The organism is Halomonas sp. AOP27-A1-41, assembly GCF_052378605.1.
GTDB lineage: Bacteria > Pseudomonadota > Gammaproteobacteria > Pseudomonadales > Halomonadaceae > Vreelandella > Vreelandella citrativorans.
The window spans coordinates 22957-46541 of record NZ_JBQSXT010000002.1 but is presented as its reverse complement, the minus strand read 5'-3'; the positions used below and the strand labels follow the sequence as shown (position 1 = coordinate 46541).

The following is a 23585-nucleotide window of genomic DNA, read 5'->3' as shown; positions in this document are numbered from 1 at the left end:
TTTCCTATTGGGCTCATTCCCCTCCAAGAGAAGGCATTAGGAGTGCTAACAGTATCGGTAGGTAGATCAGTGCTAACAGGGTCGAGCAAAATACCAGGCTGGCCACATAGGCTGGCTCACGCCGGGCACGCTGGGCAAATAAATAGTTAAACACCGCCACGGGCATGCACATTTGTAAAACGAGAATGCCTTGCGCCAGCGGCGGAAGCCCTACCCAGCCTGCGATGAACCAGGCCGCCACCGCCGCCAACGGTATGCGCACGAGGCTAAACCCTAACCCGGAACGCAGGCTTTTTACCTGAATACTCGCCAAGGAAACACCCAAGGTGATCAGCATCAACGGTACGGTAAAGCCCGACATAAGGCCCACGGTGTTGCCAAGCCAAGGCGGTAGTGAGGTATCGGTTAGCAGCAGCACCATGGAAATTAAAATGGCATATACCGTCGGGGTCTTAACGAGCGTTTTTAGCGGGTTGCCTTGGCTGTTGAGAACAGAGCCCAGGGTGAACTGGAACAGCGAGACCGTTACCATCACCGTGATGCCATAAGCAAAACCAGCGCTACCAAATGCATAAAGAACCACCGGTAGCCCCATGTTGCCGGTATTGGGGTACATCATGGGAGACAGCAGAACGCGCCAGTCACGGCCCAGCAGCTTGGCAACAGCAAAGGTCGCTAGCCCCATGGTGATGATCACCAGCGCAGTCGCCAGCATGGTGCGACCAAAGGTGTCGGCATCTATGTCGGCACCCGCAAGCGAGGCCAACACCAGCGCGGGCGTGCCGATGTTGAAAACCAGTCGAGTAACAAAATCGACAGGATAAGGGTGTCCTAGCCGAATCCACAAAAAACCTAACCCCGCACCGGCAAGTACGGGGGCCATAACAGCAAACAGTTCGGCAAGCATTAACGGTCCTTGGCAATCGTGGGTTGCCTATTGTCGTTAATGAGCCTGCTAATAGGCAAGGCGAATACGCAAAATTCGTTAAGCGTTTACGGCTGTGCGTTGCCACTGCACGGGAACGTGCTGGCGTAAAAAATCAAGCAACGCGTTGGTTCGCCGAGGTTGGTGGCCGTAAGCGTAAAGTAAATTAATGGGCAGCGGCGTAGGCTCCCAGCCCACCAGGCAAGGGACCAGCTCGCCAGGGTGATGTTCTTCACGCCGTTTAACTAACCAGTGGGGCAGTAGACCTATCCCTTGATGGCCCGCAATGGCGTCGATATGCAGCGCGGTCAAATCGACGCGCAGGCGCGAGCGTGGCGGGTCGAAAAGATAATCACCGTAACTGGCGTGATGGAGCGTTAGTCCGTTGGATGCCGTGTTGAGCAAGTCGATCCAGGCGTACTGGGGTAACTCATCAGGATGGGTTGGTGACCCGTTTTCGGCCAGATAGCGTGGGCTGGCATATAACCCGCGGGTTAAATGGCCCAGACACTCCTGGTTAAGCCCGCATTCATTGGTAAAGCCCAGCCATACATGCACGCTATTGCTATGCATTTTGGTGGGCGGTGTTTCGCGGGTTCGAAGCTCTAGCTCTACTTTTGGGTAACTGTTTAAAAAGGCATTGACCACAGGGGCCATCCAGCTTCGCGCCAAGGCCCCATGGATTTCCAGCGTGACTTTGCCACTAATTTCTTCGCGCAGCTCGGCCAAGGCTTCCTGGCTGTGGCTTGCCATCGAGAGCAATTCAGTACAGTACGTATGAAAGAGCAGGCCAGCCTCGGTAGGAATTAAACGATTGGCCTGGCGGCGTAGTAGTGGCTGATTAAGCCGTGCTTCCAACTGACTGATACGACGACTCAGTGTTGATTTTGCTAACCCCAGCTTTTGCGCACTGCGTGTCACGCTACCGGTCGCCATTACATCCGCGAAAGCAGCCAGTTCGTCAAAGTCATACATGGTCGCGCCACAGGTCAATTAAGAAGCGTCTATTGTGCCACTTAATAATGTGAATGCAAATAATATACATTACAGTTCTGGCGATCAGCTAAACGTTATAATTCACGTTAAACAAAACAAAAAACCCCGCGTTAAACGGGGTAAAAGGATCGAGAATGTATTGCCAGTTAAGCTGTTCTTAGAAGTCGAACGTTAGACCCAAGTTATACTGACGACCATCCAGCACGACGCCATACTCATCGTTCGTCACTTCTTTATTGGCAATATTGTAGATACCCGCTTTAACCTGCGCGCGGTCCGTTAGGCTATAAACCAACCCAGCATCGACAAAACCATACCCTGGGGTGCCATCATCCATACTGGTGCGCGACAGATAATCGCTAGTGGAGCCGCGATAATTACCTTGTGTCCACAGGTTCAACTCAGGCGTGGCTTGCCAATCAACCACGAGGTTGAACATATGCTCGGGGACCTTGTTCAACGGTTGGCCTGCAAACTCACCTGATTTCTGCTCGGAGTCGGTAAAGGTGTAGCTGGAGCGTAAGCGAACATCTTGAGTAACGTCATAGTCCAGCGAGAACTCGACACCCTGTATTTCTGCTTTATCAATATTCCGGTAGGTGCTGATGAATACATACTCGTTCCCGGCGTAGGGGCATTCCCATGTGGAGGGGTCATTGCGATCAGCACCCGCCGTGTTGCAGTAGCGGTCTTCGGCGATCTTGTCCTCAAACTGGGTGTGGAACAGCATCATACTTGAAGTAAGGCGGCTATCATTGCTGGTAAACACAAACCCGGCTTCATAGTTGGTGCTGGTTTCAGGATCGAGATTTTCATTACCGATGATCAGCGCACGGGCATGGGGCGCTGGAGAGCCACTGCCGCCAGTGCCTCGTCCAAAACCTTCAGTGGCAGCGGCAAGGCCCGGCTGGGAGTAACCGGTAGAGACGCCGCCCTTGAGCGTCCACTCAGGCGTCAGATGGTAGTTGGCATAAACTCGCGGAGACAGGTGGCCGCCGAATAGCTCATCGTCGTCGTAACGCATGCCGGTTGTGACGCTGAAAGCATCCGTAAGACTCCACTCCATCTCGATGAACAGCGCAGCAATCCAGCGATCAACACTGCGCATGGCGTTAGGGCTGTTGCCGATGAGTCCATTGGTGTCATCGACAAGGTCTTCTACCCGGTACTGACCGCCGAAGGTCAGCATGTGATCGCCCCAGAAGTAGGTCGATTGGCTATTAAACGTCGTTACTTTCTCGCGCTTCTCGTCGGGCGTGGTGTTTACTCGTTCTGAGATGTCATGCTGTAGGTAAGTATCTGTCATAAAGGCGCCGTACGTGCCTTTATGACCCAGCGTGAATACATCCTTATCGTATCGATAGGTGCTGGTGCTGGCAGGGTTTCCTCGGCTATCAATTTCTGGAATGCTTCGGCCAGGCGTATGAGTGAATTCTTTGGTGGAAGCGGTATAGCCCGCGCTAAATTCGTTCAGCTCGTCGGGGGTTAAAGTGAGCTCGGCGCCAATCTGGCGTGTATCGCTGTCAGGCGTGCTTTCAGCGTTGTCGCTACCGCCTTCGTAGTCGCTCTCTTCTGTGCCGCGCCAGCTACCATGCACGCGTAAGCCGAGCAGCCCTTCGATCAGAGCGCCACCGGTATAGAAACTGACCTGCTGTGAGTCGTTATTAATATCGTTGAGGGAGTGGGTGTACTCAGTGGTCACCTGCCCCGACCACTCATCCGGCACGCGCTTGGTAATGATGTTGATAACGCCGCCCATTGCCTGCGATCCGTAAAGCGAGGACATGGGGCCGCGGATAACCTCGATACGCTCAATCATCGAAATGGGCGGAAGACCGATCTGTTTGCCTTCATCCTGGCCATTGGTATTGACGGCGCGCCCGGCAGAAACAGGGCGGCCATCAATCAGATACAGCGTGTAGCTATTGTCCATCCCGCGGATACTGATGTCCTGCGCTTCCCCGCCACCGGTCACATAGACACCGGGAATGTTCATTACCGCATCCGTAATATCGCTATAGGACTGACGGTTCAACTCTTCACCGCTGATGACCGAGATACTGGCGGGTGCATCCGCAATCGACTGCTCGAAGCCCGAGGCAGTTACCACCATCGTATCAAGCGAAGTGTTATCCTGGGCGGTAGCAGCGGCAGCGATAGCCATTGAAGACAGACTGACAGCCTTGGCCAAGGCGCGACGTGAAAAGTAAGTCATGTTTTTCCCTTGAGATAATAGTGCGCTCTGCTTTTATGAATATATTAGCATATGATACTGGTTCTCATATGAGATTTGCATTCTATTGTTAAAGGTTCCATAAATCGATGAAAAAACCATGAACATGTCGTTGTGATGTACGCAACCGTATACGTTTGTAATTTTATGTGTGTTGAATGTAACAGATGCTTTTGTGTCGATTAACCCGGTAGAAAAACCCGGTAGAAAAAGAAGAGTGGAGGCAAAAAAAGAAAAGTCTTTGAATGCGAAATAAAAGAAAAGGGGAGCCTGGTGCAATAAAGCCTGGAGATTGCCAAGGTAGGGTGTTGCCATAAATGGAACACGTTATTCTGTGAAACAGTACTGCATTTGTTTTTGAGAATCGTTACTATTAAAGAAATCAATTAACAGTAGGGATTCACTATGCTGCGTTCGTTACTGCGTCTTGGCTTGTCCGGTGTGCTATTGAGTAGCTTGATTACCAATGCGCAAGCCCGAGAGCTGGAGACTGCTTTTGGAGAAATTGAAGTACCTGATGCGCCAGAGCGTGTTGTAACGCTATATGAAGGCGCGTTAGACGCATCGTTGGCCGCCGGTGTCACCCCGATAGGCGCCATTGCTTCGCGTGGCAGCAAGGATGTCGCGGCTTACATTGGTGAGCACACCGATGTAAGCACGCTGGAAATGGTCGGTGTTACCCGTGAACTCAATATCGAAGCGGTACTTCGTTTACAGCCTGACCTGATTCTTGCAGCACCACAGCTTTCTGAAGAGCAGTACCAGTTGCTGTCACGTATTGCCCCCACGGTCGTCCCTAAAACAAGCGGTTTTTCTCGAGACAGCTGGAAAGCAGAAACGCAGCTGTTTGGTCAGGCGCTGGGTAAAGAAGCAGAAATTGATGAAGCGCTTGAAAAGGTGGAGCAGCGTGCCGCAGAGCTTAACGAACGTTTGAGTGATGCCAATGTCGGCGGCACCGCTTACCTGGTGCGGTGGATGCCTGCTGGCCCCATGGTCATGTCCTCTGAGCTGTTTTCAACTGGCGTACTTGCTTCGACAGGGCTGATAGTGGAAGACGAAGGCCTGGTCAGTGAGGGCAGTGCCCATAGCGATGTATTAAGCCTTGAAAACCTCTCACTGATTGACAGCGACTGGCTATTTCTTGCCACGCTCAATGAAGATGGCCAGCAAGCGTTGGAGGCTGCCGAACAGAGTAATGCCTTCACCCGTTTGAATGTTGTGCAACAAGAACACGTTGTGCCTGTGAATGGCCAGGTATGGAGCAGCGCCTCAGGGCCGCTGGCCGCTCAGGCCATCTTGAACGATATCGAACAAGCGCTCTTGCCTTAAGCGTCCTTACTATCAAGGTACGCCTGTGAAGGAACGAACATGTCAGTAAGTTCGCTAACGCAGCGCTTTGAACAACGAACGCTGCTGTTAAGCCTGCTCACCGCCCTAGTGGCGGTGAGCGTCGTTAGTTTGTTGGTGGGGGCTGGCAGCGTTTCGCCATTACAAGCGCTCTCTATGCTGTTGGGTAACGAAGACAGTGACGCGCATTTTGTGGTATGGGGATTGCGCGCACCACGCACCTTGATTGGCGTTGTGGTGGGGATGGCGCTGGGTGTTTCAGGTGCGCTCTTGCAAGCCGTTGCGCGTAACCCGCTAGCGGAACCGGGGTTGCTGGGCGTCAGTGCGGGGGCGGCGTTTGCTGTTGCGCTGGCGCTAGTGCTGGGTTCAAGTGCGGCCACCCTGCGTATTTCCGTTGCGCAGTTGGGTGCATTGATAGGCTGCCTCTGCGTATTGGGCGTAGCGCGTTGGCGCGGCGTGGGCAATGACCCAGTGCGCCTGGTGCTGGCCGGTGCTGCTTTCTCGGCGTTGCTGGGGGCGATGACCGCGCTACTGCTGCTGTTTGACCAGCGCTCTGCTGACGAAGTGCGCTTCTGGGTGATTGGCAGTTTGGCCGGCCGTCGTCTGGAAGATCTAATAGCCGTATTGCCTTCTATCGCCTTTTGCACGCTTTTGGTTGTGTTGATTGCGCGCCCTTTATCCGCATTAGCGCTCGGGGAGCGGATGGCATCGGGGCTGGGGCATCATCCTCAGCTGATTCGTGCATTGGTCGTACTTTGCGTAGCGCTTTTGGTCGGGGCCGCAACGGCCATTGCCGGGCCTATTATTTTTGTCGGGCTGGTAGTGCCTTTTGTTGCACGTGCGTTTGCCGGGCCGGATATCCGACGCACTCTATGGTTTTGTTTACCGATTGGCCCGTTAATCGTCGTCTCGGCCGATGTTATTTCCCGCTTGGTGGTCGCTCCCTCTGAACTACCGCTGGGTGTTCTTACGGCATTGTGCGGAGCGCCTGTGCTTATTGCTGTTGTGCGCGCCCGCCGTTTACCCATGTTGTGAGTTTGTTATGACGCCTCGCTGGTTAAAAGCTGAATTCAAAAAACAGGGCGCCACGGCTGTGGTCGCGAGAACACCCGATATGGGAATGGTGCGTTATGAAGAAGAGCCGGTAGAGCCGCCAACGGGCTACTGGCGCTGGGGCGAGCGCCGAGGCGATGGCTACAGTATTCTGCTTGAGCAGCGAGCCGTTTGGGTTAACAGTGGGTTAGCGGTCACATTGCTGCTCGCCTGCATTACCTACCTTAGCCTTGGCACCGTCACCCTGGACCCGCGCGATGTAGTACAAGCACTGGCTGGGCAGGGCGATATGATGACCGGTTTTATGGTGCAGGAGTTACGCTTGCCGCGGCTTGTGGCCGCCTGTTTGACCGGAGGCGCCTTTGCGCTGGCGGGTATTTTGATGCAAACGCTGGCACGTAACCGCTTGGCCACGCCCGGTATTATTGGTATTGATAACGGTGCCACTGCCTTTGCGGTAGCCTCCGTTGTGGGGATGAGCGTATCGCTGGCGCCTTCCGCGATGGCCTTGACCGGCGCCGCCACGGCGGCCGTTATTACCTTTGGGCTTGCTGCTGGCAGCGGCACGCAAGGGTACCGGTTTATCGTTGCGGGGATTGGGGTAGGGGCCATCTTTGGGGCCATCACGCAACTGATGTTGGCGCGCGTGGCTATCGATACAGCCAATGCTGCTTATCCCTGGACTGTTGGTTCCCTCAATGCCCGTTCCGGCGGCTCAGTCCAACTGCTGGGAATTGGCTTAGCGCTAGGCTTTGTTGCCGCACTAGTGCTGGCACGTTCACTCACGGTGTTGCGGTTTTCCGACGCTACGGCCAACGGTTTGGGCATCAACACTACCGTGCGCCGTATCCAAATATTACTGCTATCGGTTGCTTTAACGGCCTTGGCCGTTGCGGTGGCGGGGCCCGTAGGCATGGTGGGGCTAATCGGCCCTGAAATTGCTCGTGCGCTTTCCACTCCGCGCCATGTGCCGGTAGTCGCGGCTACGCTGGCAGGTGCGCTGGTGATGGTGTTAGCGGACCTTGCGGGACGAACGCTACTGTCGCCAATCGAACTGCCGGTTGGTATTGTCACCGCCATCATCGGCGGCCCTTGGCTTTTATGGATTTTGATGCGCCCGCAACGGAGTCACGCATGAACGATTTTCGAACCCCGCCCACACTAGCCACTCACGCATTAAGCATGGGTTATGGCACGCGGCGGGTGATCGATGGCCTGGAGGTGACACTGCCCAGTGCCAAAGTGACAGCCATTGTAGGGCCTAACGGATGTGGTAAATCGACATTACTTGCGGGCCTGGCGCGTTTGCATAAGCCCGATGAAGGTAGCGTGTTGCTCAACGGTGAAGATATTCAACGCTTACCGTCTCGCCAACTCGCCACGCAGTTGGCGCTGCTGCCCCAGGAGGCTATCGCTCCAGAAGGGCTAACGGTAACGGAACTGATTCGTTTTGGGCGTCAGCCGCATCAGGGTTGGTTGCGGCAATGGTCAGCCGAAGACCAGCGGGTGGTACAACACGCGCTTTTAGCGGCAGGGCTTGAGGATTTAGCGGATCGCCCCATTGACGCGCTTTCGGGTGGGCAACGCCAGCGTGCGTGGATCGCTATGACCATCGCTCAGCAAACGCCGCTTTTACTGCTGGATGAGCCGACTTCCGCGCTTGATTTAGGCCACCAGATCGAGGTGTTTGAACTGGTGCGCCACTTGGCTGGGCATGGTCGCACCGTGGTGATGGTACTGCATGATTTAGCCAGCGCTTGCCGCTACGCGGACCACTTGATCGCCATGTGTGATGGGGAAATTGTTGATCAGGGCGCGCCCGCGAATGTGGTCACGCCAGAGCTGGTGCGCAAGCTGTATCAGGTCGACTGCACGTTACTTTCCGACCCGGCGACCGGTAGCCCGTTACTGGCTAATGTGCGCCGGGCGACTGAGCCCGCTTAAAAAGATTATTCGCTAAAGGCTTAACGGTTAATCAGCAAGGCATTCAGCGTAATGGGCACGTTATCGTCAATCTGTTGATAGCCAAGCATGGATAGCAGAGTACGGACCGTGGTGTTTGCCATTAACGTCTTGCCATCCAGCGTCATTGGCTCTGCGTGAGTCACCCTCACTTGATTCAAGCCTTCGCGGGTAAAGCGCAAGGGCACCGACTCCTCCCGGCTCACCATTTCGTTTTGTACACGAAAGGTAATGGTCTCGACCAGCGACTCATTGATATCCAGTGCATCCAGCCGTTCCGGCGGCATCTGCCCAACCAGCGTGACCAGCGGAGTATTCGACAGCAGAGCGACCCACGGCGGTAGATCATTAAAGCGCGAAAGCAGATCGGTCTGGCTCAACTTGAGGGGCAGGCGCAGCGTGCCATCGGGCGAAATATCTCCCTCTAAGTCGCGCACCTGATGATGATGCGTTTGAGGTGTCGCCCCGTTGAGCTGAGTAATCGCCGCCTCTACACGCGACTCACCAGGATCAAGCTGCCAATCGGCCAGAACCGGCACCGTTAGCAGCAACGGGAAAAGAGCAATCAAAGCTTTCAAGGCGCGTCTCCGCATAAAGAACTCCATCTCAAGACCCGCAATCTCGTAAAAAGTGCCATTCCCGTACGAAGATACATGCGTAGGGGTAGCCTCGCCCCGCCACATTCGCTATTATATGCACGCTTTTCGGGCCTATAGCTCAGTTGGTCAGAGCAGGGGACTCATAATCCCTTGGTCGTAGGTTCAAGTCCTACTGGGCCCACCATTAAAATCAGTAGCTTAGCAGTTTTCTCTGGTGAGCCCCCTACTCCAAGGGTACAGTTTCGGTACAGTGCCGATCTTTCAGACCCTGGAGATTTATTGTGGCCACCATCGTCAAGACCCCCTCTGCAACTTGGAAAGCCGTCATCCGCAAGTCGGGCTGGCCCACCACTGCAAAAACCTTCCGTACCAAACGTGACGCCCAAGATTGGGCACGCCGCACCGAAGACGAAATGGTGCGCGGCGTTTATATCCAGCGTAGTGCCTCAGAACGAATTACGCTTGAAGCAGCGCTAAAGCGCTACTTGGCCGATATCACTCCTACCAAGAAACCCAGCAGCCAAAAAAGCGAACGCCTTAAGGCCAATACGCTTATCGAGCATTTGGGCAAATACTCTCTAGCCGCCCTTACGCCAGAGCTTGTCGCTAACTACCGTGACAAGCGCTTAAACAGTTTGGGACGCCGAGGGGTGCTAATTAGCCCCAATACCGTGCGTCTAGAGCTTGCCCTGCTTGGCCACCTCTTTACAGTGTCGATTCAAGAGTGGGGGCTGGGCCTGACTTATAACCCTGTTCAGAATATCCGCAAGCCTAGCCCAGGGGAGGGCCGGAGTAGACGTCTTGATTCCGAGGAGGAGCAGCGGCTATTCTCGGTATTACACCAACACAGCAACCCTATGCTTGCATGGATCGCCAGAATCGCCCTAGAGACGGGTATGCGATCGTCAGAGATCCTAACCCTCACTCGCAGCCAGGTAGACGTTAAACGCCGCCTGGTGCGCCTTACAGACACCAAAAACAACGAAGCCCGCCTTGTGCCGCTGACTCAAGCCGCGACAGAGGTGTTCAAGCAGGCCCTGAATAACCCTGTGCGCCCACTTGACTGCAACTTGGTGTTTTTCGGTGAGCCAGGCAAAGAAGGCAAGCGAGGCCCTTACGTCTATACGAAGGTTTGGAATCAGGCCAAGAAGAAGGCGGGTCTTGATGACTTTCGTTTCCATGACCTGCGCCATGAAGCTGTTAGCCGGTTAGTAGAAGCGGGGCTATCTGATCAGGAGGTGGCTGCGATCAGTGGGCATAAGTCGATGCAGATGTTAAGGCGATATACGCACCTTCGAGCGGAAGACCTAGTAGATAAGCTCGATAAGATTAAAAAATATGCAATCAATGATGAATAATTTCTATCAATGTTGTGTTTTTGATAGCCTTTCATGTCATTGAATTATAAAAATATTTTGTTTTATGTAGATGAGTGATGACCAAATCACTATAGGTTGGTAAGCACATATTAGATGTCTTGGTGTTCGAAGGTGGGGTATTTTGGTCTTATAAATCAATTGCTTATATTTGATCTTTTTCTGGATATGTCAAAAGATACGCTCACTTACTCAAAACGCGGTGGACGTATCAATGACAACGGAAGAATACATGCTTCAAGAGTATGGCCCTCTGATGAGCCTGGGGGACATTGCGAATTTACTGGGGCGGTCTCCCGATGGGGTCAGAGTCGCCCTTTACTCTGACACGGATGTTTCCCGGAAACTTAAGCCGACCATGCTTCGGGTTGGCCGGCGGGTCTATTTTCGTACTCTTCAAGTCAAAGATGCGCTAACCCTCGAAGGCGATAGCAGCGATTCGGCTGTCGTAAAAAGCGTATGAATCAAGCAATCAAGGTCAGACGGCGCGCATTTTCTGTGGTACCTGATGACATCCTGGCTGATGAGCGCCTGAGCTGGCGCGCTCGCGTACTACTCGCCTGGATGCTTGGGAGAAGCCCGGATTTCGACCTGCGAATCTGGTACATCCGCAAGGTCTTTCGGATTAGCCAGCAACAGTGGGTGAAAGCGCGCAAGGAAATGCAGGCGGTTGGTTATTTTCAGCAAGAGCGGATCCAGGGGGAAAAGGGGCGGCTTCAATGGGTTCACTTTGTTACCGACACCCCAGAACCGCCATCCCCCCAAAAACCACCTAATGGTAAACCATGTGATGGCGAACAATCAGATGGGTCTCCAATACATGGTGAATAGGGGGATAAACCAAGATGAGTATTACCAACAAGAGTAATACCAAGAAGAGATTACTATTTGGAACCTAGCAAACCGAGCCTTAACACACCGCCCCCCGGCCCGTACCGGGCCTGGGTGAGAAAGGCGCCTTCGGCGCGGGTTCAGCCGATTAATTCAAGGGAACCGAGAGTGTGAGTCCTTCGCATACGATTCATTACCGTGACATTGATAGGTACTGCGACAGTCTTGAACGAGTAGGAGACGTGAAAGTTATCTTGAAAGCCAATCGAATCAACGGCTACGCACTCTGGATTGAAAACGTAGGTGACATACGGAAAGTCGTTGATGATCGCGGTAACCAAGTCTGGTTTAGAACAGTAGACCAAGCGTTGGAGGAGCTCATTAACATTTCGTATTTAAGCAATCAGATTACTGTTGATAAAACCAATTGGTGACGTTGGGAACTTCTTCCAGCATTTTTTCTTAACTGGGTATCGCCCATCTACTTAACCGGCTCCGCGCTGCGCCCGGTATGACCTGCTGGAATAGACAGCATGACTACGTGGAAAGGCACGTTGTGATAGCCCGCTAGGGTGAGCTTCCGGATGGGGAGCAAGACCGTTGCTGATGTGGCGGAATGGCTGACAAGCCCGATGCCCTCCTTCATCGAAAAGGAGTGGTAAATATGAAATACCTCAAGGCCTTTCCGGCTATTACCATCGCGTGTTCAGTATTGCTAAGTGGGCATGCGTCGGCGCAGATACCTGTAACCGATGTGACGCTAAACGGGCAGACGACTGCCAACCAAGCCGCAACTATGGCGCAGTGGGCCCAGCAGCTCGTCGAGATGAAAAATCAATACGACCAGATGCAGCGAGACTATGAAGCCCTCACGGGTTCGCGTGGCTTGGGTACTATCATGAATGACCCATCATTGCGGGACTACCTGCCCAACGACTGGCAAGGGGTTTACGACTCCGTGAAAAGCCAGGGATACTCCGGCCTTAGCGGTACTGCAGCGACGGTCTACAACCAAAACCGAATTTATGATTCCTGCGCGCATATCTCGATGGTCGACCAGCGCACGCTTTGCGAAGCCAGGGCGGTGAAGGCGTCCCAGGACAAAGGTTTTGCCCTGGACGCCTACGATGCCGCAAGGGGTCGTCTGACACAAATTGACCAGCTTATGGGCCAGATCAACGCAACGGATGATCCAAAGGCCATTGCCGAGTTGCAGGGCCGTATTCAAGCAGAACAAGCGATGATTCAGAACGAGCAGACCAAGCTGCAGCTTTACGACATGGTTGCTCAAGCCGAGGGCCGCATTCAAGAACAGCAGCAGCTTGAACTGAATGCGCAAAGCCATGCACGGCGCGGCTGGCTGCAGCCCCAGATCGCCGACTGAGGAGCGCTTGAACATGATCACCTATCTACACCTGCCGATAATGGCAATTAGCTTATTTATCCTCCTGGCAACATGGCGTTTCTGGTCTTGCATCAACCGTATGGGGTTTACAAAAGAGGTAGGTCGGCGTGCGCCCTGGATGCTTCAAGGGGACGTGATCGCGAGCATCCTGGCGTTGATGCCGTTCCTGTTAGCCCTAGTTGATTGGGTAGACTTAGCATTGCCACATCAGAGCAGCCCGACTGCCTCCTACATGGCCGTGTTTGTCTCGGTAGGGTGTTTACTGGGCTGGATGTTCATCGTGCGCCAGTCCGGTGAACGCTTTGCCGGCCATTGGGCCGGTACGCGGGAGAGCGCCCTGCGTACAGTTGCAGCGCTACGCATCATCGACGCTGCAGAGCTGGCTTATGCCCTTGAGGTGGCACGGCAGCACGAAGCACGCCACGGCTCTGGCCGTGTCCTCAAGGTTGAATCGCGGGAGGAGCGGAAATGAGAAAGCTCATCCTCTTCCTTGTTGTTCCGGTCGTACTGGCGGGCTGTGGCGAGAACACGATGGTTCAAACCGTAGATTGGTACAAAGACCATGATGCGGAAAGAAAGGACATGATCGCTAAGTGCAAGAGCAGCCCCGGAGAACTTGCGGCCTCGCCCAACTGCATCAACGCGCAGCAGGCACAGAACGAAAAAGATCTATCGCGGCGCGGGTATTTGAACTTGCCGTCGGTTAATTCCAATCAGAAGGGGGAATGACATGGACCCGATGATCTTTCAGTTCATAGGCCAGTATCTGGATGCTGCACTAAGCCCCTTTATCAGCGGAACCGTGGGTGAGGTTATTTCGACCTTCACCTTATTCTTCATCAGTGGCGCTGCCATACATCTGACGCTATTGGGCTATTCCATCGGATGGGGCTATGTAGAGCTTCCTTTCTCTACGTTCATCAAAATTTGCGTCAAATACCTGTTCATCGGGGCCCTTGCGCTGAACGCTGCGACTTATTCGATGTGGGTTGTCGATAGCATCCATTCACTTGAAGTCGGCTTCACTTCGGCCTTTGCGGGAACAGGTAGCAGTGCCGTCCCCACTTCGGTTTATTCTGTGGTGGATGCGGCCCTCGGCAAGGGGTGGGGTGTTGCTGCTGATTTATGGGAGAGTGCGGGAAATCGAGGCATAACCGAAATAGGCACAATGATCGGTGAGTATTTTAATGCCGCCCTCATCGCGCTTGCGACGGGTCTTATTGGGGTTCCCGCGGGCGGCATGATTGTCGTGGCAAAAGCTTCACTGACAATCATGCTTGGCATTGGTCCCGTGTTCGTTGCGCTGTTGCTCTGGCCAGCGACGTCCAAATTTTTTGACAGCTGGTTTAGCCAGGTGATGACTTACATTCTGCGCATCGCCCTGGTCGCAGCTGTTATGGGTCTGGCTTTCAAAGGATTTGACGCTGTGATAAATAGCGTCGATCTGGACAGCGACCAGAGCACGCTATTTACTTCGTTGGTGCTAGTTACCTTCACCCTTGTGATGTTCTGGCTACTGACCGAAGCGAACAATGTAGCTGGACAGCTCGCTGGTGGTATCAGCAGTGGGGCAGTGACTCTACGCGGAATGGCGCAAGGGGCAATGACTCCAATGCGGACTGCGGGTAGAGTCGTCAATGGGCAAAGCACCCGCCGCGATATGCAATCGGGCATGATGGTTACTGCGGGCCGTTCTAATCATTTGATTTCTGGCAACACAGTGTGGAACCCTGCTTATCGACAGCACGTAATGCAAAACCTAGGGAAAAACTGGGGCCGTGCTAGTGGTGGAAAGATCGACAAAGGTTGAGGACGTATCCATCAATACCCAGCCTGGGCTCCTGGGTGTCGGGCAATGCCCCTATGGGTTCCTCGGCGAATGGCGTTCAGGTTGGCCAGTGAATAGAGGGTATGCTCCTGCCAGTAAAAATACGGCGCCCTTATAATATTGGCTTAACCCGACACCCCAGGTGCCAGCATCGTAGTAGTAATAGTAGTAATAGTAGTAGTAATACTATTACTACTATTACAGGTATGAGATAGATTTTTCTGGAATCAGAACACTAGGTATCAAGGCGGCAAGCGTCTGGATTTCAAGCTACAACTCCGAAAAAAGAGTATGCGGCGCAGCCGCCTTTCTCGCTCCGCAACAGCGGGGGCGGCGTGTACACTTTTGTTTCAATGCTGCTCCGACGAGACGCGCGTGAAGTCACTGCTCTACTACATGTCAGTTAAAGAAATAATCACACAGAATTCCAGATGCGCTTTCAGTGAAAAGTGGATTACGTACTTGATCTGCAATATTTAGCCATGACTAAGGCATAGCTTCAATGGATCTAATACTGGGAAGTGTGCTGCTCTTAGCAAGACAGTTTCAGCGTGTGGAGGTAATCAGATGTCGGGCGAGAAACCTTCGTCATGACGAAGGAATGATGTTGCTCATGGGCTAAGGCAGTGAAATGTCGATCACGTACTTGATCGACAATCTTGAGCCATGACTAAAGAATTGCGTCAATGGGACTAATGCCGGGAAGTGTGTTGCTCATAGCAAGACAGTTTCAGCGTGTAGAGGTAATCAGATGTCGGACGAAAAACCTTCGTCATGACGAAAGAATGATGTTGCTTATGGGCTAGTGCAGGATAGGCAGTTGCCGTAAAATTGTATTACACAACCGCTCCACTCAATCAGCGTTCTGACTAGCTCTTCGAGTCTCCAAGACAGTTTTAGCTTAACAGCTCTGAAAGCTGAAAGACGCCCCGTGAATCCTTCCTTGAGATGCATCCCAAAAGTTGGACATCAATCCAAGCTTGGAGGTGTTTTTATGACAAAGTATGGTGCGCGGCTCAAAATCGAATTCGTTAAGCGGTACCGTCGTGAAATAGTGGCTATTAAGAGGTAGCGACGCACTATGGTGGCTGGCTACCGGTTGCATGGCGACTCGGGGCTATAGTCGGAGTTTGCGCGCAATATTCTGACTCTGCTAAGCAAGACTGAATTGGGTAAGGCAGGGCTCGCCAAGATGCTGTGACACAAAACTGTATCTGTGGAGATTCACCGGCAAGTTCGCTATTTGATTGATGAGAATTTTATCGAAATGGCCATGCGAGCAAAGCCCATCGGCTCCAGCTACAATGATGAACCAATGAGCGAATATGGTATTGGCAAGTGGAGTCGAAATGGAGCCTGCGCAACGCTTCGGCACGGGCAGTGGAGCAAGGTCGAGACTCCGGAGACTTTCCTCGACAGCGGCAACTGAATACTGGTCTGCACCCATGCCACTTCCGCTTTGCCGTCGATTAGTTCGGCGTTCTCGCCTTCGATTATCGCCTGATTGCTGTGGATGAATTCCATTACGTATCAGCCAATCCCGACAACAAGCTGGGTACCCATCTGGGCGAGCTGCTCGCCCGTGACAAGGACATAGTGGTTATGACCGGCTTCTACTTCCGGGGGAGATGCCGAGGCGGTATTGGCTCCACAAGACGAGTCTCGCTTTGATACCGTCACCTACACTAATCCGATCTAGGTGCGTATGCCGCCTCGCTGGCGTCGATAACAGCCCGTTTATCTGCCTCCAGATCTTCGATGCGCGCATCCAGCGACATCACTCGCTCTCGAAATTCCTGATTCTCCAGCTCGACTGCTGAGCGTTGCTCCGCTCCTTGTTCGATGACAGTCAGCATTTTCGTCTGCCATTGATCGCCGGATATGATGCTGTCCCGGTCTTGGAGATACCCAAAACCGGAGACGATCAAAGCGAGCAATGACAATCCCGCAGAAATACCGACCGCCCACACTGCGACGGTGATCTGCGTACGCGTGGACTGATCGGATTTTCTGTCACGCTCATCCACCTGCTCCATTAGAGTTGCAGCCGCTTCCACCAAATCTTTGAGTGCCTGAGCGGACTCAGCAGTCATCTTTCCTGTTAGTCGAACCGTCTCCAGCTCTTCTGCACGCTCGCGTGCTTGACGATTATATTGCTCGTTTATGACCTGGAAATGATCCGTGCTTGATACAGGGATTTCGGCGGGCATCAATCTATCGCTCAGCCGCTCGAACTCGGTCAGGGTCGAGCCTAAAATAGCTGAGCTATTTCGAACCTGATCGAAGAGCCTCTGTGTTGGGCCAAGAACCTGATCTGTCAACTTGCGAAATTGATTAGCTTGCTCCTCAACTTCACTACGCAACAGACGATCCAGGAATGCTGTCGGTGATTCATTCGCGTCTCGGACAATGGGCTTTCGATCCTTTCCTCCCTCACGTGCTGATCGAAGTGCATTCGATAACGTGTACGCTTCAGCCAGTTCCTCCACCGCTGGATCTGATAGTGACTGGATTTGGTCATGGGTAACCCCGGATCTTTCTTTCTCCCATGAATAGTCGGGTGATAGACTGGCAATGAAGGGGAGAAATTCCCTAATCCGCTTGCTTTGATCTATTGTGGAAATGTCGTTAAAAGCACTGATGTCCGACCTGCTTAAAGGAAACAGGAAAAGCTTTCCAATGGCTGTATCCACCTCGGCAACAGGCTTCAGTAAGCTACTGATGTCGAACCCCTTCTTTTGAGACGCATCCGGCTCGGTACCATCTGACCCATCCGAAATAGCCATTACTTCACCACCTCCATCAGCTTGCCGAAACTGTCTACCACGTCGTACTTGACGTTTTCCGGGGCGAAGCGGCGGTTCATCTGCTCAAAGAACTTGCGGGCACATTGGATTTTGGTTTTCTCAATCTCGCGCAGATCCATCGACGACATAGAACCTTTGGTTTCCGCCACGAAATAGATATGCTTGACCGCGCCTTCCTTGAAACTGATGGCCCAGTCGGGGTTGTAGTCACCAACTGGCGTTGGGATCAGGAAGCCGCGTGGCAACTTGGCGTAGACCACGACCTCCTTGGCGGTATCCAGTTCTTTCACGAACTCCCGCTCCACCTTCGAATCCGTCACCACATAGTCGTAGATATGCCGTTGTAGTTTGTCACCGGCGTTGCTGAAATCCTGCTTGGATTGCCCTGCGGTGAAGATATCGAGGTCGAATGTGTCCTCGACCGAATCGTAGGCCAGATGTTCAATGATGACGGTCGCCTTCTGCTCGTTGATCAGGCGTACCGCCTCGGCGATGAAGCTCTCGGGATTAGTTTTGAACTGCGCGAACACGGCGGCGTTGACCCCCTTGAGGATTTCCGTCACCGTCCGGCGAGTCAATTGAGTGCCCTCAGCCAGCTTGCCGATCAGATCGTACTTGACCGCTGAATGGATCGACTGCTTGTTGTATTCGACCTCTGTTTCGGAAACCTTGAAGCCGTCCCCGCGCTTGAGTGCCTCACCAGTCACTTGGTCAATCTGCTCGCCTGCCTGGATGGTGTACTGCAGCGGCGTGACGCGCAGGCTGCTATCCAGCTCCTTGACAGCCTTCTGCACGAGCTCATCCGAGTCGAAATCGACGCTGTAGGCCGCCTTGCGGTTGATGCGGTTCCACAGGGCCTTGAACTCCTGTTTATCGAAGTTGGCGTTGAGCGGATTCTTCTTCGGCTTGCGGTCGTCACCGATGTCTGGCAGCTGGCTCTCGCTGAATACACTGTCGATGAGCTGGAATACTTGTTCAGCGTGCGACAGCAACTCTTCCGGCAGATCCGCCAGAGCGCCGTCTTTCTTCGCCTGATGGTACTTCTCGGTGATGGTGCGCTTCTTATCCACGTAGCCGTTCTGGATCAGATAAAACTCGATGTCCGTCGCTTGATCATCCGATACCGTGACCGTGCCTTCAGCCGTGTTCAGTGTCTTACCGGTGAAATAAGCCTTGTCTGCTGCACGCGGACGTGCAGACAACGAATCGCTGATGTCCTTCTGCAACGCTGCCACAAAGTCCTTGTAGCTCTCGCTGGCCACCACCGTCAGCACGTTCACGTCATGGACAGTCGCTGGATGATCTATCCGGTCGCCATTCTGGTTAACAGACAGCCGCAAACCGCGCCCGACTTCCTGGCGACGCGTAACTTCGTTGCTGTAATCAGGCTGCTTCAAGAAGCAAATCACGAAGACGTTAGGGTTGTCCCAGCCTTCACGCAAGGCCGAGTGCGAAAAGATAAAACGCACCGGCTCGCTCAGCGACAGCAGCCGCTCCTTGTCCTTCAGGATTAGGTCGTAGGCATCCACATCATCGGAGAGCCCGGCATTCTCGCCGCGCTTGGCAACCGTGGGATCGGCCAATCGCTTGGTCTTCTTATCTATTGAAAAGTAGCCGCTGTGGGTTTTATCTACCGCAATGCCTTTCAGGTACTTGATGTAGGGAGTTTCATCTAGGTCAAGCATCTCATTGAGGTACTGGTCGTACTCCTCCTCGAAGACACGGGCATATTCGCCCTTCTCGTCGGTAGAGGAGTAATCCCGGTATTTGACCACTTCGTCGATGAAGAACAGGGTCAACACCTTGATGCCTTGCTGGAACAGCACCTGTTCCTTGTCGAAGTGCGCCTTGATCGCCTCTCGAATCTGGATGCGGCGTAGTGCCGCCTCGGTCACATCACCCGTTGCATCGCCTACGGTGAGCTCGACCCCATTGGTGAAGCTCAGCGTGTCGGAGTTGGCATTGATGTCAGAGACGACAAAGCCATCGCGGTACTGATCCAGCCCATTGGATAGCTCGAATAGGTTGTCGCCTTTGCCCAGCTTGCGAACAACGCGCTTGATATTGCCACCGGCCAGCTTCTGCTCGAACTCCACTCGCGCCTCGGGCGGTTTCTTGCTCGAAATCTCGATGGATTGCAGATACAGATAACCTGCCGTGCCTGCCAGACCTTTAACCGCAATACCTCTCACGGCGATCTTCTTCACCAGCTTCTGGTTGTAAGCATCCAACGCGTCCAGCCGATGAATCTTATTGTGGGTGGTCTTGTGGGTGGCCGAGTAACGCAGCACCATCAGCGGCTTAAAGTTGACCAGCGAATCCAGGGTCTTGCCGCCTTCCATCTTCTGCGGTTCGTCCAGGATCAGGATCGGGCGGTTGGCGCTGATGACATCGATGGGCCTACGCGACTGGAAGTCGTCCAGCTCCTCATAAATGCGCCGGTTATCCTTGCCGGTGGCATTGAACGCCTGCACGTTGATCACCATTACGTTGATGCCGGCATCTGACGAAAAGCTTTCCAGGTGGTGCAACTGCTTGGAGTTGTAGATGAAGAAACGGGCCTTCTTCTGGTGGCTCTGCAGGAAATGCTCGGCGGTGATCTTCAGCGACTTGGCCACGCCCTCGCGGATGGCGATGCTAGGCACCACAATGATGAACTTGCTCCAGCCATACAGCTTGTTCAGCTCGAAAATGGTCTTGATGTAGCAGTAGGTCTTGCCCGTGCCGGTTTCCATCTCGATATCCAGATGAATGTTGGAGATAGCGGTTGCCGACTTGATGTAGGCCGGTTTGGCAGGGGTAGGTTCCCCTTTGGCATTCAGGGTGTAGAAGTCCGTCAAAGAGGCGGAAACCAGCAGGTTCTGCTGACGCTGTACCTCCTGGATATTGCTGAGCAGAGCCTGATCCGACAGCATCAAATCAGCATTACGAAAAGCTGCCTCCTGCTCTTCAGCGCTGACCGAGGGGGCTGCCATCTCTGCGAAGGACGACTGCGGGCTGGTCGGTGCCGCCTTTGAGACGCCCGGATCAAGACGGTAACGAATACCACCGTGATGAGGCGGCTGTCCCTTGAAGCAGTCCACCACCGCCTGCACGGCGGCCGTCTGGTAGGCCTGGGTTTTGAATTTGAGTTTCATGCCTCACCGCCTTTTAGTTCTTCTTCAATGTCTTCAATGCTTGGCAAGCTGCTTTGCAGGGTTTGCGGCAATGCACGGGTCAGTTCAAAACCAGACACCCCGATGGGCTTGGTCATATCGCGCAACGCATATTCGGCCAGCACGCGGTCTGGCTGCTGGCACAGGATCAGGCCAATGGTCTGGCCATCGGTTTCGTGGCGCAGCAGATCATCGACCACACTGCAATAGAAGTTCACCTTCCCGGCATATTCCGGCTTGAAGTCGCCGCGCTTGAGCTCGATCACCACATAGCGACGCAGTTTCAAGTGATAGAAGAGCAAATCGACATAAAAATCCTTGTTGCCCACTTCGAGATGGTATTGGCGGCCCACGAAGGCAAAGCCCTGACCCAGCTCCAGCAGGAATTTTTCCAGATGTGCGATCAGCCCAGTTTCCAGCTCCCGCTCATGGAAACCCGCTTGCAGCGTGAGAAAGTCAAACAGGTAAGGATCTTTCAGTGTTTGCTGGGCAAGATCCGAATCAGGGGATGGCAACAGCTGGGTGAAGTTGGTCACCGCGTTGCCAAAGCGCTTATGGGCAACGGATTCAATTTGCATCAGCAGGATATTGCGGCTCCAACCATGCTCGATGGCCGCCTGCATATACCAGTGTCGCGTGGGCAAGTCCTTGACCTTGGCCATCAGCTCGGCATGGTGACCCCAGGGCAAGGCGCATAGCAGCTCAGCCGGGAAAAGTGCCACGGGCTGTGGCACTTCCAGACTCGCCGCCGTTTGTGCCACAGGCTGTGGCACAAATTGCAGATGCGGATATTCCCGGTAGAACGCCAGCATCCGCTTGATATTGCGCTCGGAAAAGCCTTTTTCTTCCGGTAACTCGTTGTGCAGATCGCGGGCCAACGTGGGGATTACGCCTGTACCCCAGCCTTCCTGGTGCTGACGAGTATCAATCAGCGCACCAACCTCCCAGTAAAGCCGGATCAGCTCGGCATTGACGGCCATCACCGCCCGTGTCTGTGCATGGCGAATCCGCTGTTTGATGTCTGTCAGCACCTGCCGGTAGGAGGCATCGTGAGTAAGCTTTGTCATGGGTGGCCTCAAATGCTCTTCACTTCGGTGCCGGGCGAGACCAGTTTGAAGATCTGTTCCACGTTGATCTTGACCGCATTATTCTTGAACCCGGCATCGCGGAACACCACGCGCAGCGGCTGGTGCGTGGCCAGTTCCTTGACAAATGCTTCGTCAATGCCGCCATGAGCATCGAAACAGGCGGCCAGCGCGTTGTCATCGACGAAGTACACGGCCTTGCCCTGGATGGTTTTCTTCTCTATAGGCAAGGCCAGATCCACGCCCCAGTCCAGCATCACCTGAAACAGCAGGTCTTCCGCTGAGCGGTCGGGTTTGATGTTGTCCACGAACATATCGAGGTTGGACTTGTCCAGCGCATCAGGTGCGTAGTAGACGTCGGCCACGTTCGAAGTGTCGATTTTGAGGACTCGAAAGCCGGTGTCCTGCCTCCAGCCATTACCAGAGTCGACTTCAAGCAACTGTTTGCCAGCCCGACGAATGCGTTCCTTTCCAATGTCCGGGATATTCTTGAATCCAGCTTTTGCTCCTGCGGAATCAGCCGCAAGCTCTTCCGCCAACTGCACCATGATGAAGCGACGATTCCCACCGTCCTCGGCATTAACTGCCATAACCGCATGGGCCGTTGAAGAAGAACCGGAAAAGAAGTCCATAACGATGGAATCTGGATGACTGCCGATCTTTACGAGTTTGCCCATCAGCGCTGTAGACTTAGGGAAGTCCATGATGGCCGATCCAAACAGCTCTTTGATTGCCTTACGCCCGTAGTCGTTTGTAATCTCTTTATCCGCCCAGAGGGATTTGACCAGCGTCTTGGCTACCTCTCCGTTTTCGCCATGCAAATAGTCCTTCCGGTAGATACGCCATTCGTCACCAGTGGGTTGTGCGCAAAGCAGCTTCCCTTCCTTCGTCACCTTGTCCTTTCCCCATGTCCAGCACGTTTTGACGCCGTTGGGAGCGTCCGGCCAGACTTCAATCTGAAAATTCACTTCCTTCTTGAGCGAAACAGCCCCAGTCGATTTATCGACATAGAGCGGGTAGTAAAGCTTCGGACGTGTAGTCGGATTGAATGCTTGATTTCGATTGCGTAGCCCAAGCAGTCGGTATGGGCCTTGCTCATCCTTTTTATCGTACTCTTCGACCATCCGGCCTTCTTTTTCAAGGCCACGAACTGATGAAGAATTAAGCCCGTCCTTTACAAACACAAGTACAGTTTCATGGGTCTTTGCGACAAATCTATCCAGATGACGACCACGAGGGTTCAATTGAACCGCAAGTTGGGCGACAAAATTCTCTGAGCCGAAAACCTCCGAACAGATTCTGATTAGGTTGCTCGATTCGTTGTCATCAATGCTGACGAATAGCACGCCATCTTCTGCCAGAAGTCGTGATGCAAGGCGAAGCCGTGAATACATCATTGTTAGCCAATCGGAGTGAAAGCGTCCATTTGCTGCGGTATTAGCAGACAATCGATTGCCCTCTTCGTCGACTTGATTCGACCGACGTAAGTATTCGCCAGCGCCTTCGGAAAAATCATCGTCGTATATGAAGTCATTGCCCGTGTTATACGGCGGGTCAATGTAGATCATTTTGACTTTTCCCAAATACGTCTCTTGCAACAGCTTCAACGCATCCAGGTTGTCGCCTTCGATAAACAGGTTTTTTGTGGTATCGAAGTCCACGCTCTCTTCGAGGCAAGGACGCAACGTCTTGGCAATTGGTGCATTGGCCGTCAGCAGCGCCTCGCGTTTGCCCGGCCAGTTCAGGTGATAGCGTTCTTGTGGGCCTTCTACGATGGCGTCGGACAGCTCCTGCCTGAGCTGGTCAAAATCCACTGCCAGCTTCACGCCGCCATCCTCGCCTTGCGCTTCCGTCACGCAGCCGGGGAACATCTCACGAATGCGGGCGATGTTGTCTTCGGTCAGGTTGGGGGAGTGCATCTTCAATTTATCCATATTCATTTCCCGGTTCGCTCTGCTGCTTTGGCATAGCGACTAAATTTGT

The 23585-nt window shown here is 53.5% G+C and carries 20 protein-coding genes and 1 tRNA gene; 12 read left to right on the top strand and 9 right to left on the bottom strand.

Features of this window, described 5'->3' with window-relative positions; all coding sequences use genetic code 11:
- Positions 1-13: 13 nt before the first annotated feature.
- The 3 genes from ACT3TC_RS02360 to ACT3TC_RS02350 all read right to left on the bottom strand — a co-directional run bounded on the left by ACT3TC_RS02360 (position 14) and on the right by ACT3TC_RS02350 (position 4136).
- On the bottom strand, positions 14-907 hold the full coding sequence (locus ACT3TC_RS02360; RefSeq protein ID WP_172117536.1) for an AEC family transporter: 894 nt from the start codon (positions 905-907) through the stop codon (positions 14-16).
- 78 nt (positions 908-985) lie between these two features.
- Positions 986-1900: a LysR family transcriptional regulator gene (locus ACT3TC_RS02355; protein WP_444638982.1), complete on the bottom strand. Its 915-nt coding sequence runs from the start codon at positions 1898-1900 to the stop codon at positions 986-988.
- A 178-nt stretch (positions 1901-2078) separates the two neighbouring features.
- Positions 2079-4136, bottom strand: a complete 2058-nt coding sequence (locus ACT3TC_RS02350) for a TonB-dependent receptor domain-containing protein (RefSeq protein WP_444638981.1) — start codon at positions 4134-4136, stop codon at positions 2079-2081.
- Positions 4137-4559: 423 nt separating this feature from the next.
- Between ACT3TC_RS02350 and ACT3TC_RS02345 the strand changes: the two genes are divergently transcribed.
- Genes ACT3TC_RS02345 through ACT3TC_RS02330 form a run of 4 tightly spaced genes read left to right on the top strand, consistent with a single transcriptional unit; the run spans position 4560 to position 8498 of the window.
- A complete protein-coding gene (locus ACT3TC_RS02345; protein ID WP_193054481.1) occupies positions 4560-5483 on the top strand; it encodes an ABC transporter substrate-binding protein in 924 nt (307 codons plus the stop codon).
- Positions 5484-5522: 39 nt separating this feature from the next.
- Positions 5523-6536, top strand: a complete 1014-nt coding sequence (locus tag ACT3TC_RS02340) for a FecCD family ABC transporter permease (RefSeq protein ID WP_444638980.1) — start codon at positions 5523-5525, stop codon at positions 6534-6536.
- 7 nt (positions 6537-6543) lie between these two features.
- Positions 6544-7692, top strand: a complete 1149-nt coding sequence (locus tag ACT3TC_RS02335; RefSeq protein WP_444638979.1) for a FecCD family ABC transporter permease — start codon at positions 6544-6546, stop codon at positions 7690-7692.
- Positions 7689-8498 carry an ABC transporter ATP-binding protein gene (locus ACT3TC_RS02330; protein ID WP_444638978.1) on the top strand — a complete coding sequence of 270 codons (810 nt, stop codon included), beginning with the start codon at positions 7689-7691 and terminating at the stop codon, positions 8496-8498. Before ACT3TC_RS02335 ends, ACT3TC_RS02330 begins: the two co-directional genes overlap by 4 nt.
- A gap of 20 nt (positions 8499-8518) precedes the next feature.
- On the opposite strand, the gene ACT3TC_RS02325 is transcribed toward ACT3TC_RS02330, so the two are convergent.
- Entirely contained in the window at positions 8519-9109 is a 591-nt protein-coding gene (locus ACT3TC_RS02325) for a hypothetical protein (protein ID WP_444638976.1), read from the bottom strand.
- Between the two features lie 113 nt (positions 9110-9222).
- Here ACT3TC_RS02325 and ACT3TC_RS02320 point away from each other — a divergent pair.
- The 8 genes from ACT3TC_RS02320 to ACT3TC_RS02285 all read left to right on the top strand — a co-directional run bounded on the left by ACT3TC_RS02320 (position 9223) and on the right by ACT3TC_RS02285 (position 14537).
- A tRNA-Ile gene (locus ACT3TC_RS02320) sits at positions 9223-9299 on the top strand.
- Positions 9300-9396: 97 nt separating this feature from the next.
- Complete coding sequence (locus tag ACT3TC_RS02315; RefSeq protein WP_444638975.1) at positions 9397-10473, top strand: site-specific integrase; 1077 nt, start codon at positions 9397-9399, stop codon at positions 10471-10473.
- A 232-nt stretch (positions 10474-10705) separates the two neighbouring features.
- The gene (locus tag ACT3TC_RS02310) at positions 10706-10954 is read left to right on the top strand and encodes a plasmid-related protein (protein ID WP_089675995.1); all 249 of its coding nucleotides are present in this window, start codon (positions 10706-10708) and stop codon (positions 10952-10954) included.
- Positions 10951-11322 carry a hypothetical protein gene (locus ACT3TC_RS02305; RefSeq protein WP_444638974.1) on the top strand — a complete coding sequence of 124 codons (372 nt, stop codon included), beginning with the start codon at positions 10951-10953 and terminating at the stop codon, positions 11320-11322. Before ACT3TC_RS02310 ends, ACT3TC_RS02305 begins: the two co-directional genes overlap by 4 nt.
- A 664-nt stretch (positions 11323-11986) precedes the next feature.
- Positions 11987-12706, top strand: a complete 720-nt coding sequence (gene virB5, locus ACT3TC_RS02300; RefSeq protein WP_141440765.1) for a P-type DNA transfer protein VirB5 — start codon at positions 11987-11989, stop codon at positions 12704-12706.
- A 13-nt stretch (positions 12707-12719) separates the two neighbouring features.
- Positions 12720-13199, top strand: a complete 480-nt coding sequence (locus tag ACT3TC_RS02295) for a hypothetical protein (protein ID WP_444638973.1) — start codon at positions 12720-12722, stop codon at positions 13197-13199.
- On the top strand, positions 13196-13456 hold the full coding sequence (locus ACT3TC_RS02290; RefSeq protein WP_193063292.1) for an EexN family lipoprotein: 261 nt from the start codon (positions 13196-13198) through the stop codon (positions 13454-13456). Before ACT3TC_RS02295 ends, ACT3TC_RS02290 begins: the two co-directional genes overlap by 4 nt.
- Position 13457: 1 nt before the next feature.
- Entirely contained in the window at positions 13458-14537 is a 1080-nt protein-coding gene (locus ACT3TC_RS02285) for a type IV secretion system protein (RefSeq protein WP_444638971.1), read from the top strand.
- 1548 nt (positions 14538-16085) lie between these two features.
- Here ACT3TC_RS02285 and ACT3TC_RS02280 read toward each other — a convergent pair.
- Genes ACT3TC_RS02280 through ACT3TC_RS02260 form a run of 5 tightly spaced genes read right to left on the bottom strand, consistent with a single transcriptional unit; the run spans position 16086 to position 23536 of the window.
- Positions 16086-16235 carry a hypothetical protein gene (locus ACT3TC_RS02280; protein ID WP_444638970.1) on the bottom strand — a complete coding sequence of 50 codons (150 nt, stop codon included), beginning with the start codon at positions 16233-16235 and terminating at the stop codon, positions 16086-16088.
- Positions 16236-16240: 5 nt separating this feature from the next.
- Positions 16241-17341, bottom strand: coding sequence for a hypothetical protein (locus ACT3TC_RS02275; protein ID WP_444638969.1), 1101 nt, complete (start codon positions 17339-17341; stop codon positions 16241-16243).
- On the bottom strand, positions 17341-20499 hold the full coding sequence (locus tag ACT3TC_RS02270) for a type III restriction-modification system endonuclease (protein WP_444638968.1): 3159 nt from the start codon (positions 20497-20499) through the stop codon (positions 17341-17343). The genes ACT3TC_RS02275 and ACT3TC_RS02270 overlap by 1 nt, the downstream gene beginning before the upstream one ends.
- On the bottom strand, positions 20496-21584 hold the full coding sequence (locus ACT3TC_RS02265; protein WP_444638967.1) for a PDDEXK nuclease domain-containing protein: 1089 nt from the start codon (positions 21582-21584) through the stop codon (positions 20496-20498). Before ACT3TC_RS02265 ends, ACT3TC_RS02270 begins: the two co-directional genes overlap by 4 nt.
- Before the next feature lie 8 nt (positions 21585-21592).
- A complete protein-coding gene (locus ACT3TC_RS02260) occupies positions 21593-23536 on the bottom strand; it encodes a site-specific DNA-methyltransferase (RefSeq protein WP_444638966.1) in 1944 nt (647 codons plus the stop codon).
- Positions 23537-23585: the final 49 nt, after the last annotated feature.